The 13,280-nt window shown below is 65.0% G+C and carries 9 protein-coding genes; 4 read left to right on the top strand and 5 right to left on the bottom strand.

The genetic code is table 11. The annotated features are described in order from the left end of the window. Positions 1–4 precede the first annotated feature (4 nt). The 4 genes from ACFOOL_RS07150 to ACFOOL_RS07165 all read right to left on the bottom strand — a co-directional run bounded on the left by ACFOOL_RS07150 (position 5) and on the right by ACFOOL_RS07165 (position 6,444). Positions 5–3,202 carry an alpha-mannosidase gene (locus ACFOOL_RS07150; protein ID WP_380096211.1) on the bottom strand — a complete coding sequence of 1,066 codons (3,198 nt, stop codon included), beginning with the start codon at positions 3,200–3,202 and terminating at the stop codon, positions 5–7. Continuing rightward, positions 3,199–4,014: a carbohydrate ABC transporter permease gene (locus ACFOOL_RS07155; RefSeq protein WP_380096213.1), complete on the bottom strand. Its 816-nt coding sequence runs from the start codon at positions 4,012–4,014 to the stop codon at positions 3,199–3,201. The genes ACFOOL_RS07150 and ACFOOL_RS07155 overlap by 4 nt, the downstream gene beginning before the upstream one ends. After that, positions 4,014–4,904, bottom strand: a complete 891-nt coding sequence (locus ACFOOL_RS07160) for a carbohydrate ABC transporter permease (protein ID WP_380096215.1) — start codon at positions 4,902–4,904, stop codon at positions 4,014–4,016. The genes ACFOOL_RS07155 and ACFOOL_RS07160 overlap by 1 nt, the downstream gene beginning before the upstream one ends. A gap of 223 nt (positions 4,905–5,127) precedes the next feature. Beyond that, positions 5,128–6,444: an extracellular solute-binding protein gene (locus tag ACFOOL_RS07165; protein WP_380096217.1), complete on the bottom strand. Its 1,317-nt coding sequence runs from the start codon at positions 6,442–6,444 to the stop codon at positions 5,128–5,130. A 319-nt stretch (positions 6,445–6,763) separates the two neighbouring features. On the opposite strand from ACFOOL_RS07165, the gene ACFOOL_RS07170 reads away from it, so the two are divergent. Next, complete coding sequence (locus ACFOOL_RS07170) at positions 6,764–7,738, top strand: LacI family transcriptional regulator (RefSeq protein ID WP_380096219.1); 975 nt, start codon at positions 6,764–6,766, stop codon at positions 7,736–7,738. Positions 7,739–8,354: 616 nt separating this feature from the next. Here the strand turns inward: ACFOOL_RS07170 and ACFOOL_RS07175 are convergent. Continuing rightward, a complete protein-coding gene (locus ACFOOL_RS07175) occupies positions 8,355–9,380 on the bottom strand; it encodes a LacI family DNA-binding transcriptional regulator (RefSeq protein ID WP_380096221.1) in 1,026 nt (341 codons plus the stop codon). Between the two features lie 198 nt (positions 9,381–9,578). On the opposite strand from ACFOOL_RS07175, the gene ACFOOL_RS07180 reads away from it, so the two are divergent. The 3 genes from ACFOOL_RS07180 (at position 9,579) to ACFOOL_RS07190 (ending at position 13,157) form a co-directional block, all read left to right on the top strand. Beyond that, complete coding sequence (locus tag ACFOOL_RS07180; protein WP_380096223.1) at positions 9,579–11,126, top strand: sugar ABC transporter ATP-binding protein; 1,548 nt, start codon at positions 9,579–9,581, stop codon at positions 11,124–11,126. Next, on the top strand, positions 11,107–12,135 hold the full coding sequence (locus ACFOOL_RS07185) for an ABC transporter permease (RefSeq protein ID WP_380096225.1): 1,029 nt from the start codon (positions 11,107–11,109) through the stop codon (positions 12,133–12,135). The genes ACFOOL_RS07180 and ACFOOL_RS07185 overlap by 20 nt, the downstream gene beginning before the upstream one ends. Before the next feature lie 80 nt (positions 12,136–12,215). Next, entirely contained in the window at positions 12,216–13,157 is a 942-nt protein-coding gene (locus ACFOOL_RS07190; protein ID WP_380096591.1) for a substrate-binding domain-containing protein, read from the top strand. Positions 13,158–13,280: the final 123 nt, after the last annotated feature.

Here is a 13,280-nt window from a genome sequence, read left to right on the forward strand (position 1 = left end):
CTCCTCAGGTCTCGATCATCAGCGTGGCGATTTCGAAGGGGCGCAGCTCGAGCGTGACGGCATTGTCACGGATATCGAGGGGCCGGGCCTCGCCTTCTTCCATCAGGTTGACGATGCGCGCCGCTTTCACCGGCACGCCGAAGCCGATCCTGGCCGCGGCGCGGATATTGGCGTGCTCGAAGATGCGCAGCACCAGGGCATCGGATTTCTCCGCCTTCTTCACCGTCTCGATGGTGACATTGTCCACATCGACCGTGGCGAAGCTGAACCGACCCAATTCCCCCGCAGCGGCGGCGGCAGGCGAAAGATTGCCGATGACCGCGACGGGATTGTTGAAGCGCTCGGCGGCGCGATGCACCTGGGCGAGGTCCGCCACCCCCTCATGCACGAACAGGGCATAGCGGATGCGATGCTCGCTCAGATCGGCCTCGGGGTCGGGATGGGTGGAGCCGCGCACCAGGGTCAGGCGCACCGACTGCTCGTGGCAGTCATAGCCGTATTTGCAGTCATTGAGCAGGGCGACGCCGAAATCGGCCTCGCTGAGATCGACCCAGCGATGCATGGAGGCCTCGAAGCGGGCGCGGTCCCAACTGGTGTTGCGATGGGTCGGGCGCTTGACATGGCCGAACTGGATTTCCGAGCGGATTTCGGAGGTGTTGAGATCGAAGGGGAATTGCGCCTTGATGACCTGCGCCCGCTCCTGCCAGTCGATGAAAGTGTCGAACTCGAGCTGCCGCGCGCCGGCGGCAAGGGAGATGACCTGCACCACTTTCGATTTGCGATAGTTCCGCTCGACGCGGATGGCGGCGCGATGCGGCCCGGTCTCGACCACCGAAATGGCGGCCTTGCCGTCGGCAAGCGGCCAGAACTGCTCCTCGAAATAGCGGTCGATGTCCCAGGCGTCCCAGCTCATCGGCTTGTCTTCATAGGCGATGAGCCGATTGGCGGTGGCGCCTGGCGCCAGCGTCTCGCGGTTGCGGGTCTTGTCGAAGATCGAGGTGATCTCGCCCTCCGCGTCGAAGGCGACGCGCAGGAGGGCGTTTTCGAGCTGGGACGGAGAGACCGACAGCTCGGATTGTCCGGCATCGGCGGCGGCGACGAGCTGCGCCCCGGTCCAGCCCAAGGCGGCGATATCGGCGACCGGGGCCACGGTGTCGGCCGAACCATCGGCGCGCACGATCTTCTGCACGCTTCCCGTGCCGGAAGCGGTGGCAAGGCCCGTCCCCTCGGCGACGTCCGGACCCAGATGAACGAGGCCGGACCGCGCCTGGCTGGTGAAATTGATCAGCCGCAACTGGTCGGCGCCCGGATCGGTGGCGGCCCTGGCGGCGGCGTGCCAGGGGCCATTGGCCGAATTCAGCGTCGAGAAGATGCGGGCATAATCGTCGTCGCTGTCGACATAGACTTCCGGGATCGAGGTGCCCGGCAGGATGTCGTGGAACTGGTTGATCAGCAGCAATTCCCAGAATTCGGCCAGCGTCTCGGCGGGATAGGCATGGCCGGCCCCGGCCAGCGCCAGCGCGCCGAGGAATTCCAGCTCGCGCAGCCGCCGCTCGGCCATGCGGTTATTGGCCTTGTTCTTGGCCACCGAGGTCAGGGTGCCGCGGTGATATTCGAGATAGAGCTCGCCGTTCCACACCGGGAAACGGCCCGGATCGGCGTCCATGGCCCGGCCCAGCCGGTCGAGGAAGGGGACGATGCCCTCGAGCCTGACCTTGGGGGCGCCGGGAATGCCGCGCTCGAGGCGGGTGCCGCGCTCGATCATGGCGCGGGTCGGGCCGCCCCCGCCATCGCCATAGCCATAGGACATGACCAGCTCGTCATAGGCCGCCTTGGGCTCGTAGCGCTTCCAGGCGCCCATGGTCTCGGAGACGGAGAGATCGCCATTATAGGTGGTGTAGATCTGCTCGCTGCCATATTTCTGCGCGGTGATGAGCTGCGCCCTGGTCACGGTGCCGTCGATGCCGCGCCAGAAGAAGGTGTCGTAGGGGTGCCGGTCGGTATCGTTCCAGCTCAGCTTGCTGGTGACGAAATAGCAGAGCCCCGACTTGTCCATGATCTGGGGCAGATTGGCCGAATAGCCGAAGGTGTCGGGCAGCCAGACGGTCTTGGGATCGACGCCGAAATGCTCGAGATGGAAACGGCGGCCGCGCATGATCTGGCGCACCAGCGCCTCGCCCGAGGCGATGTTGACATCCGGCTCCACCCACATGGCGCCTTCGATCTCGAACTGGCCGGACCTGACCCGCTCCAGCATCCGCTCCCAGAGCTCGGGATAATCCTGCTTCAGGAAGTCGAACAGCACCGACTGGTTATACATGAAGACGAATTGCGGATATTCCTCCATCAGATTGAGCACGGTGGCGAAGCTGCGTCCGGTCTTGTCGCGCGTATGCATGACGCGCCAGAGCCAGGCCACGTCCAGATGGGTCGAGCCCACGGCGGTGATCTGCGGCTGCACCTCGGTATCGGCGAGCTCGTAAATCTCCCGCGCGATCTTTTCCGCCTCGGGCAGGCCGGCCTCGAACTCGGGGGTATGGCCGTCGCGCCGGTCGAGCGCGCGCAGGGCCCGCTCGACGATATTGAGCACGGCATGGCGGCGCGGGTCGTTCTGCGGCAGCAGCAGGGCGACCTCCAGCGGCGTCTGCACATCGTAATAGAGCTTTTCGGCGCGCTCGTTGCGCACGAAGAAGTCCACCCCGAAGCCGACCAGCGGCCGGTCGTAAAAGGTGAAGGCGTTGACCAGCAGCACATGGGTATTGCCCGGCACGGCATCGCGCTCGATGACCAGTTCGGTATGGTTGCCGTCGAGCGCCTGGGCGATGCGCCCGTCGAGATAGGCCAGGCATTGCGGATCGGTGGTGCCCGGGCGGTCCTGCCACTGGCTGGTGAAGCGGGCGACGAAGACCTTGCCGCGCGCCGCCTCGGGAACGGTGATCTCGGCGGCGAACCAGGTGTGCTCCTGATGCTTGGCCCAGACGGAATGCGGGCCGAACTTTTCCCAGCTCCGCCAATCGGCCGCGAGCGCCTCGGCGGCGGAATAATCGTCGGCACGCTGCACGTGCCACTGGAACGGCACATCCGCGATCGGGGTGCGGATTTTCTGTTCCAGGTCGGCGCAAAGGCGCAGCAGCTTGCCCTCCTGCTTGAGGTCGTCGTCCAGCAGCCCCAGTTTCGATGCGAGGGGATTGGAATAGGTCATCCTTTAACTCCGACACCGGCGAAACCCGTGTTCATGTTCCGCCGCAATAGAAAATAGACGCCGACCGCCGGCGCAGCGTAGATGATGGAAAAGGCCGTCAGGAACCCGTAATTGATGGCACCCTGCTGGCCGAAGGCCGCATAAAGTCCCACCGACATGGGGAAGGCATCCTGCACCCGCGCGAAGATCAGCGGCAGAAGGAACTCGTTCCAGGCGCCGGTGAAGCTGAAGAACCACACCACCGCGATCCCCGCCCGCGACATGGGCAGGACGATCCGCGACACGATCTGGAACAGGCTCGCCCCCTCCACATAGGCGGCCTCCTCCAGCTCGATCGGCACGGTATCGAAGAAATTCTTCAGCAGCAGCAGGGTGAAGGGCAGGTTGAGGATGGTCAGCGCGATGATGACGCCGAACTGGTTGAGCAGGCCGGTGCGCTGCGCGGTGAAATAGAGCGGCACCAGCACGCCCGCCGAGGGCAGCATGCGCAGCAGCACCAGCGTCCACAAAAAGGCGTTGCGCCCCGGAATTTTCAGGCGCGACAGCGGATAGGCGGCGGAAATGCCCACGATGACGCTGAGCGTGGCCGTGCCCGCCGCGATCAGCATGGAATTGACGAATTGCCGCCCCGCCTGCCCGCTGATCGCCTGGCCGAAATTGTCGAGCCCGATGGCGCGGGGAATCTCCAGTTGCCCGGTCGAGAGCGGGTTGAAGGCATTGAGGACCAGCCATGAAAACGGGCTGATCCAGATCACCGCCATGAAGGCCAGGGCAATGGCGGTGAGGCGCGAGTGGGAGGTGTCGGCGTCCATCACTTGGGCTCCCGCAGCATGCGCAGATAGACCAGCGACAGGCAGCCCACGATGACCAGCATGGCCACCGAGATCGCCGAGCCGAAGCCCAGATTGCCGCGCGAAAAACTCTGATTGTAGAGGAACACCGCCAGCGTTTCGGTCTGCCGGCCCGGCCCGCCCCCGGTCATGGCGTAGATCAGCGGGAAATAGGTGAAGGTCCAGATGGTGATGAACAGCATATTGGTGGCGATATGCGGCCGGATGATCGGCAATTGCACCAGCCAGATGCGCTGGAAGGGCGTGGCCCCGTCGACCTTGGCGGCCTCGACCACTTCACGGCTCACCGAATCCAGCGCCGCCGAGAACAGCAGGTAGGACCAGGCCGTGCCCTTCCAGATATTGGCGATGGTGACCACGGGCAGTGCGTAGTCGTTGATGAAATTGACCGGCGGCAGGCCCAGCGGGCGGATGATGAGCTGGTTGATCAGCCCGGTCTGCGCCGTGGTGGCGGACCACAGGAACGCCGCCACGATATCGGGCAGCAGCCAGCCAAGCATGATGCAGACCTCCACCACGCTGCGCAGCATAGAGCGCGACCCCCGCAGCGCCGCGGCCAGCAGGAAGCCGAGCACCGACTGGCCGACAATGGCCGAGAAGAAGACGAAGATCACCGTGGTCCAGAGCGATTCCAGAAAGCCCCGCCGGGTGAACAGACGCTGGAAATTATCGAGGCCCACCCAGCTCCATTCGACGCTCTTGCGCCCCACCAGCGCCAGGTCGGTGAAGCTGAAGGCGAAGGCCCAGGCGGTGAAGTAGAGCAGCATGCCGATCAGCACGATGGCCGGCAGCATGCCCAGCCCCAGCACCCAAAGATTGCTGGTCAGCCAAGGATTGGCCTGGTTCTTCATCGGCGCTCTCTCATACCCCGGTTCTCTCGACATCCATGCCCGGCACGGCGTTCCAACCCTGTCCGCGAAGGGGCGGTGTTCATTCGGAACTCTTGGCTCGATTTATCCCCCGCACCGGCCTGCCCTTGGGCTTGACCCGAGGGGAGGGGGCGGAAAGCCGGCCGGCAAGGAAGTCCGGCGACGCCCCGGGAGGACGCGGGGCGTCGCCGGTCAGTGGTTCAGGTCACTCATAGGTGATGACGTTTTCCTCGCCGAACTCGTCGACCAGGGCGTCATGATATTCCTGCACCACCTCGTTGGGAGTGGCCCCGTCGAGAATGTCGGCAGTGGCCTGCTGGATCAGCGCCGAAACGGTCTGATAGCCGGGCACGGTGTCGCGGCCGGTAGTGTCGGCGGCGAGCTTGGTGGCCTCTGCCAGGAAGGGATCGGCGGTGTATTCGGAAGATTCCGAAATATCGGTCCGCACCGCCATGCGGTGGTTCTCCAGCGTCCACTGCTTGAAATTGCCTTCATCGAAAATGGACGTCACCAGCTTGAAGGCGAGATCCTTGTCGGCGGCATTGGCATTGATGCCGATGGTCCAGCCGCCCGAAATATTGGTGGTCGCCTTGGCGCCCTCCACGCCCGAGCCGGGCCAGGGCGTCCAGGCCACGGTGGCGTCGCGCTCCTCGCGGCTGGGCGGATTGTTGCAATCCCACAGGCACGCGTCTTCCCACGATCCCGAAGCGAGAATGCCCAGCTCGTCCGCCGCCAGCGCCGCGCGCACCGCCGCCCCGATATCGGTGGCGTAGTTGAGCTCCGCCGTGTTCAGCTCGCGCTCGACATAGACCTGATAGAACAGATCGAAAGTGCGCCTGAGGGCCGGGCTGTCGCCGATCCACTGATTGGTGTCGCGGTTGAGCAGGCGGTTGCGGTCGTCCTCGGGCACGTCCGCCCCGAGCAGCGCCATATAGACGCCCTGCATGGTGGTTGCCTCGCCCTGCTTGGTGCCGGCCGGAAGCTGGAAGGGATAGCGCACGCCAGCATCCTTGAGCTGCTGGGCGGCATCGAGAACGTCGTCCCAGGTCTTGGGCGCCCAGGGTGTCGCGATGCCGGCCTTCTCGAAATTGGAGAGGTCGTACCAGAGCATGCGCACGTCGGTGTCGGTGGGCAGGGCATAGACCTGGCCCTGATAGGAGGCCACTTCCAGAAGGCCCGGCAGGTAATACTGGAACTGATCCCAGCCCGCGAGCAGATCGTCCAGCGGGTGCAGATAGCCGGCCGAGGCCAGCTCGGAGACCATGAAGCTGTCCATCAGATTGACATCGGCGGCGGTGCCGGCCGACAGGTCGAGCGCGATGCGCTGGTCATAGCCCTGGCCGGGCAGCTTGATGGCGTTGACGGTTTCCCCGGTCTCGGCCTCGAAGGCGGCGATGCCCGGCTCGACCAGCGCGGCGATCCATTCGGCATACATGAACGAAACCTCGGCCCTGGCGGGCCCGGCAATGGCGGCCGTCATGGCAAGACCCGCCACGCCGCCCAGAAGAATTTTCTTAAGCATTCACACCTCCCTGTGATGTCCGCCGGTTTTTCGGCGGCGGCCAGCTCCTCTTCCGGCCGATGTCCTCAGCTAACCATAGGAGATACAACGTTGCAATTGAGAATTGGAGTAGGTGGTTCGCCAAGGGGATAAATCTTTTATCATCTTGATATATAATATTAAAATTATGACTGAGTTGATAGGTTTGTATGTTGAAACGATTGCATCGTTGCAGTTCTCGGGGCTACACTCCCGGGCCTTGCTCGTGATAAGAGAGGGCCGGGGGTAGCAGCACATGCAGAAAATCAGGCCCGGATCATCCGCAAGGGGCCGCGTGACGTTGAAAACCATTGCGGAAGCGACGGGGCTCAGCCTGTCCACGGTGTCGCTCTCCCTGCGCGGCGGCACGACGCTGAAACAGGAAACGCGCGACAAGGTGGCCGAGGCGGCGCGCAAGCTCGGCTATATCCCCGACCGGGCCGGGGTGCGCCTCCGGACCGGCAAGACCAACGTTCTGGCGCTGGTGCTGGACGGGGCCGAGGATTCCATCGACTTCGCCCGGCAGATGATCCAGGGCATCGGCCAGGCGATCCAGGGCACCGCCTATCATCTGACGGTGACGCCCGAATTCGAGCGGCAATCGACCGATACGATCCGCTATATCCTCGAGAACCGCAATGCCGACGGGGTGATCATCACCCATACCGGCCCGCGCGACCCGCGCGTACAACTGATGATCGAGGCCGATTTTCCCTTCGTCAGCCATGGGCGTACGGAATTCTATTCGCCGCACCCCTATCACGACTTCCACTCGGAAGTGTTCGCGACCATGGCGGTCGACCGGCTGGCGGAAAAGGGCTGCCGGCAGGCCATGCTGGTGATCGGCGACGACCGCACCACCAATTACCACAATATCGTCACCGCCTTCCACCGGCAGGCCGCCCGCAGGGGGCTGGAGGTGCGCCTGCTCGAAGGGGCGATGGGTATGTCGCCGGCCGAGTTGCGCGGCGTCGGCATGGAACTGGCGCGCTCGCCCGGCCGGCCGGACGGCCTCGTCTGCGACAGCGAGATGCGAACCATCGCCCTGGTCGGCGGCTTCAACGAGGCGGGCCTGGTGCCCGGCCGCGACCTGCATCTGGTCTACAAGCAGACCTCGGACATATTGCCCACGCTGTTCCCGACCATGGACAGCATCCGCGAGGACGTCTTCGCCGCCGGCATCGAACTCACCCGCCTGCTGCGCCGCCGCATCGAGGGCGCGCCGATCGCCGAGCTGCAAACCCTGGCCGAGCCGCTGCCGCAGTGGCGGAGCTGAGGGGGGGCCGTCGCCTGGGCCACCGGAGCAAGTCCGGTGGTGACGATGGGGGTGGCGAGGGCAGCGGTGTGGGAGGGTGATTTGGTGTTCTGCTGCGGGTTTTTGCGTTCCCGCTCTCTGGGCTCTCCCTTCCTTCGTCATTGCCGGGCTTGTCCCGGCAATCCAGCTTGCGGTGGTTTCGTATGGACCACCGGAACAAGTCCGGTGGTGACGATGGGGGAGGGGCGAGGGTGGACGAAACACCTTTAACCCCAGTCCCGATGCTGCCCTCGGGCTGCGGCGGGGAGGGGTGATTTAGGATTCTGCTGTGGGTTTTTTTGCGTTCCCGCTCTCTGGGCTCTTCCTTCCTTCGTCATTGCCGGGTTTATCCCGGCAATCCAGCTTGCGGCAGCTTCGTGTGGACCACCGGAACAAGTCCGGTGGTGACGATGGGGGGGATATCGGAGCAGGAGGCGGGAATGACGATGGGGAGGGGGACGGGCAGGGTTCGGGGTGAAAAAAACGGAAACGGAGACTCCCGCATGCGCGGGAGTGACCTGGTGGTGGGGCGTGGAGGGGTGGTGTTTTGCGGCAGGTTTCCGCATCCTCCGCGCATTCCCCCTGTCCCCGAAATCCCCTAAGACCCGCCGTGCCGGGCGACAGAGTTGCGGACGATGAGTTCGGCGCGCAGCAGGACTTCGGGGGATTTCGGCTTCTCGCCGGCCAGCAGCGCCAGCAGCAGTTCCATGGCCGCCTCGCCCATGCGGTGGCGGGGCTGCTTCATCGTCGTCAGCGAGGGGGTGAGGAAGCTGGCGAAGGAGATGTCGTCAAAACCCATCACCGAGAATTGCCGGGGCAGGTCATAGCGCCGCGCGTTGAGCGCGATGATCACGCCCATGGCGGTGGCGTCGTTGACGCACAGAAAGGCCGAGGGCAGGGCGTCGCGAACGAACATCAGCTCGGTGGCAGCGCGCCCGCTTTCGGTGGTGCCGTCGCCCTCGATGACGAGGCGGGGGTCGGGGGCGATGCCGGCGCCCTCGAGCGCGGCGCGATAGCCCGCCTCGCGCAGCCGGTTGATCTCGCGCCCCCGTGCGCGCCCGATAAAGGCGATGCGGCGATGGCCCTGCGACAGCAGATGCTCGGCCGCCACCCGCGCGCCCTCGAAATTGTCGACGCCCACAAAGGGCATCTCCCCGCCCGGAACCGGTTCGTTGACCGCCACCATGGGCGGCAATCGCATCGTCCCGGGCCCCTGCCGGAAGCCGAAGGGCAGATGGCCGGTGAACAGGATGAGCCCATCGGCCTGGTTGGAGCTGATGAAGCGCAGATAGTCGGCTTCGCGGGACGGATCGTTCTGGGTGTTGCCGATCAAGAGGCCATAGCCGCGCTTGCTGGCCTCGGTCTCGAGCCCCACCAGGATATTGGAGAAGTTCGGATCGCCCACGTCCGGCGCCAGGATCAGGATCATGTTGGACCGGCGCATGCGCAGCGAGCGGGCCATGGCATTGGTGGTGTAGCCGGTGCGGGCGATGGCCTCGTTGACGCGGCGGCGGGTGGCGTCCGCCACCTTGGTGGGCTCGTTGACGGCACGGCTGACCGTGGCGATGGACACCCCGGCCATGGCGGCAACGTCCTCGATAGTGGCCAGTTTACGCTGTTGCACCCTGGTGCTCCGCCCCCTGCGCCGGCCCGAAGATCCGGCACCCTGGCCGCTGGCGGACGCCGCGATCCAGGTCCCGCCCGTTGCACACAGGCATATACGGTTTGTGTCCTGTGTAAACCTTTACACCGATCATGAAAACCTTTACATCGATTGCAGGGCAAGAGCGCAGCGTCAAGCAGGCCGGCCCGGGGAGGGGATATGGACACAAAGGATGCGCCAGACGCGGACGTGCCGCCGATCCTGTCGGCGCACCGGATTTCCAAGTCCTTCGGGGAAATCCCGGTCCTGTTCTCCATCGATTTCGACGTCCGCCCCGGCGAGGTCCACGCCATCATCGGCGAGAACGGCGCGGGAAAATCCACGCTCATCAAGATTCTCTCGGGCATCGAGCAGCCCACCTCCGGCTCGATCACCTATGACGGCCGCACCGTCGTGCTGCCGCCCAATGGCGAAGCCGCTTCCATGGGCATCGTCGTCATCCATCAGGAATTGCTGCTGGCCGAGCACCTGAGCGTTTCGGACTCGATCTTTCTCGGACGCGAACTGCGCTCCGGCCCCTTCCTCCGGCTCGCCGAGATGCGGCGCCAGACCCGGGCCATTCTCGACCTCCTGCACGTGGATATCGATCCCGACGCGCGCATCAACACGCTTTCGGTGGCCGACAAGCAGATGGTCGAGATCGCCAAGGCCATCAGCCGCGACGCCCGCGTCATCATCATGGACGAGCCCACCTCGGTGCTTTCGGTGGCCGAGACGCAGACCCTGTTCGAGCAGATCCGGCGCCTGACCGCCAAGGGCGTGGCGGTGATCTTCATTTCCCACAAGCTCGACGAGATCATGGAACTGGCGGACCGGGTCACGGTGCTGCGCGACGGCCAGCTCATCGCCACGGTGGGCACGGAAAACCTCACCCCCGATTCCATCGCCCAGATGATGGTGGGGCGCGAACTCTCCAACCTCTACCCGCCCAAGCACGAGCCCGATGTCGATGCCGAAGTGGTGCTGTCGGTGCGCGACCTCGCGGCGCCGGGGATCTCGGGCATTTCCTTCGACCTGCGGCGCGGCGAGATCCTGGGCTTTGCCGGGCTGATCGGCTCCGGGCGTACGGCGGTGGCCGAGGCCATTGTCGGCCTTGCCCGCAAAAGCGGGGGAACGGTCGCCGCCTTCGGCGCCCCGGCCGACTTCCCGGACGTGTCGCAATCGGTCCGGGCCGGCCTTGCCTATATGACCAAGGACCGCAAGGGCAGGGGGCTGCTGCTCAATATGGGGCTGCAACCCAATCTGACCCTGCTGACGCTGCGCAAGCATCTGCGCCTCGGCTTCCTGGACGGCGGCAGCGAGGAGAAGGCGCTGGAGCGGGCGGTGCGGCGCTTCGATATCCGCGCCCGCGACCCCTCGGTGCGCGTCGGCCAGCTCTCGGGCGGCAACCAGCAGAAGCTGATGCTGGGCAAGACCATGGAGAGCGACCCGGAAATCGTCATCATGGACGAACCGACGCGCGGCATCGACGTGGGCACCAAGCAACAAATCTATCACATCATCGCGGCGCTGGCCGCCGAGGGAAAGTCGATCATCGTCATTTCCTCGGAAATGCAGGAAGTCATCGGCCTGTCGCACCGCGTGGTGGTCATGCGACAGGGGCGCATGGCGGGGGTGCTGGAAGGCGCCGAAATCACGGAAGCGGAAATCATGCGCTATGCGGCCGGCATCAAGCAGGGTGGGGAAAATGAGCGTCTCAGTGCCTGAAACCACGAGCAGGCCCGCCCGGGCCTTCGGCATCGACCTCAAGACCGCCGGGCCGCTCCTGGCGCTGGTGCTGCTGGTGATCCTGGGCTACAGCCTCAATCCCGCCTTCCTCAACGAGGGCAATATCACCAACCTGCTCACCCGCTCGGCCTTTATCGGCATCATCGCGGTGGGCGGCACCTTCGTCATCACCGCCGGCGGCATCGATTTGTCGGTGGGCTCCATGGCCGCCTTCATCGCGGGCATGATGATCATCGTCATGAACTGGGCCGTGGGCAGCATGGGCGCCTCGGTCTGGACGGTGCTGCTGGGCGTGGGCTGCTCGGTGATCCTGGGGATCGGCGCCGGCTTCATCAACGGCTTCCTCACCACCAAGGCCAAGATCGAGGCCTTCATCGTGACCCTGGGCACGATGGGCATCTACCGCTCGCTGATCACCTATTTCGCCGATGGCGGCACGCTCTCGCTCAACAATGCGGCGCGCGAGATCTACCGCCCGGTCTATTACGACAGCTTCCTGCGCATTCCCTATCCGGTCTGGGTTTTCATCATCGTCGCCATCATCGGCTGGGTGGTGATGAACCGCACCGCCTTCGGGCGCTATTGCATGGCGATCGGCTCCAACGAGCAGGTGGCGCGCTATTCGGCCATCAAGGTCGACCGGGTGCGCACCGTTACCTACATCCTGCAAGGGCTCTGCGTGTCGCTCGCCACCATCATCTACGTGCCGCGCCTGGGCTCGGCCTCCTCGGCCACCGGCGTGCTCTGGGAGCTGGAGGCCATCGCCGCGGTGATCATCGGCGGCACCATGCTCAAGGGCGGCTACGGGCGCATCGGCGGCACGGTCATCGGCGCGCTGATCCTCACCGCCATCGGCAATATCCTCAACCTCACCGACATCATCTCGAACTATCTCAACGGGGCGGTGCAGGGCGTGATCATCGTCGCGGCGGTCTATCTGCAGCGCGGCAGCCTCCGGGCCGGCCGGCGCGCGAAAAAGGCCGAGTGACGCATTCAGTTCCCGGCCCCGACGGGGCGGGCAAAACCGGCGCCAGAAGCGCCATATTCAAGGGAGGACTATCCATGTCTATGAAGGCATTGACCCTGGCGCTGGCGGCAACCACCGCCCTTGCCGGCGCCGCGCTGGCCCAGGACCAGGTCAAGATCGGCGTTTCCATTCCGGCCGCGACCCATGGCTGGGCCGGCGGCCTCAACTGGCACGCCCAGGAGGCCGAAAAGCGCCTCGAGGCGCTGCATTCCAATATCGACATCATCCTGGTCACCGCCGACAGCCCGGCCGACCAGGCCGGCGACATCGAGGACCTGATCTCGGTGCAGCAGATCGACGCCCTCGTCGTGCTGCCCTTCGAATCCGATCCGCTGGTCGAGCCGGTGCGCCAGGCCAAGGCCGCCGGCGCCTTCATCACCGTGGTCGATCGCGGCCTGCCCGACACCTCGATCCAGGACGTCTATGTCGCCGGCAACAACACCGCCATGGGCGAGGTCTCGGCCGAATATTTCAAGACCCGGCTGGGCGAGGGCGACAATATCGTCATCCTGCGCGGCATTCCCACCGTGATCGACACCGAGCGCTTCGACGCCTTCATGGCCGGCATCGAGGGGTCGGGCATCAACGTGCTCGACAACCAGTTCGCCAACTGGAACCGCGACGACGGTTTCGAGGTGATGCAGGACTTCCTCTCGCGCTTCCCCGATATCGACGGGGTCTGGGCCCAGGACGACGATATCGCCATGGGCGTGGTCGAGGCGGTCCGGCAGGCGGGCCGCGAGGGCGAGATGTTCATCGTCGGCGGCGCCGGCATGAAGGATGTCATCAAGGGCATCATGGACGGGGACGAACTTATCCCGGTCGACGTGCTCTATCCGCCCGCGATGATCGCCACCGCCATGGACGTGACGGTCGCCAACTTCACCTCCAACGGCCCGGTGCAGGGCGAATACATCCTGGGCGCCCCGCTGGTGACCCCCGACAACGCCGCCCAGTTCTACTTCCCCGACAGCCCGTTCTGATCCTCCTGGAACGGATGGGGAGAGGGGCGCCGTAAGGCGCCCCTTTTTTGTCGGGGGCGGTCGGGAGGGGACTTCGGGCTCCGACCGAGGGCCGTTCGTTGCAGGCAAATGCTTCAAGACAAG

This window comes from Devosia honganensis, assembly GCF_042648785.1.
Classification (GTDB): Bacteria; Pseudomonadota; Alphaproteobacteria; order Rhizobiales; family Devosiaceae; genus Devosia; species Devosia honganensis.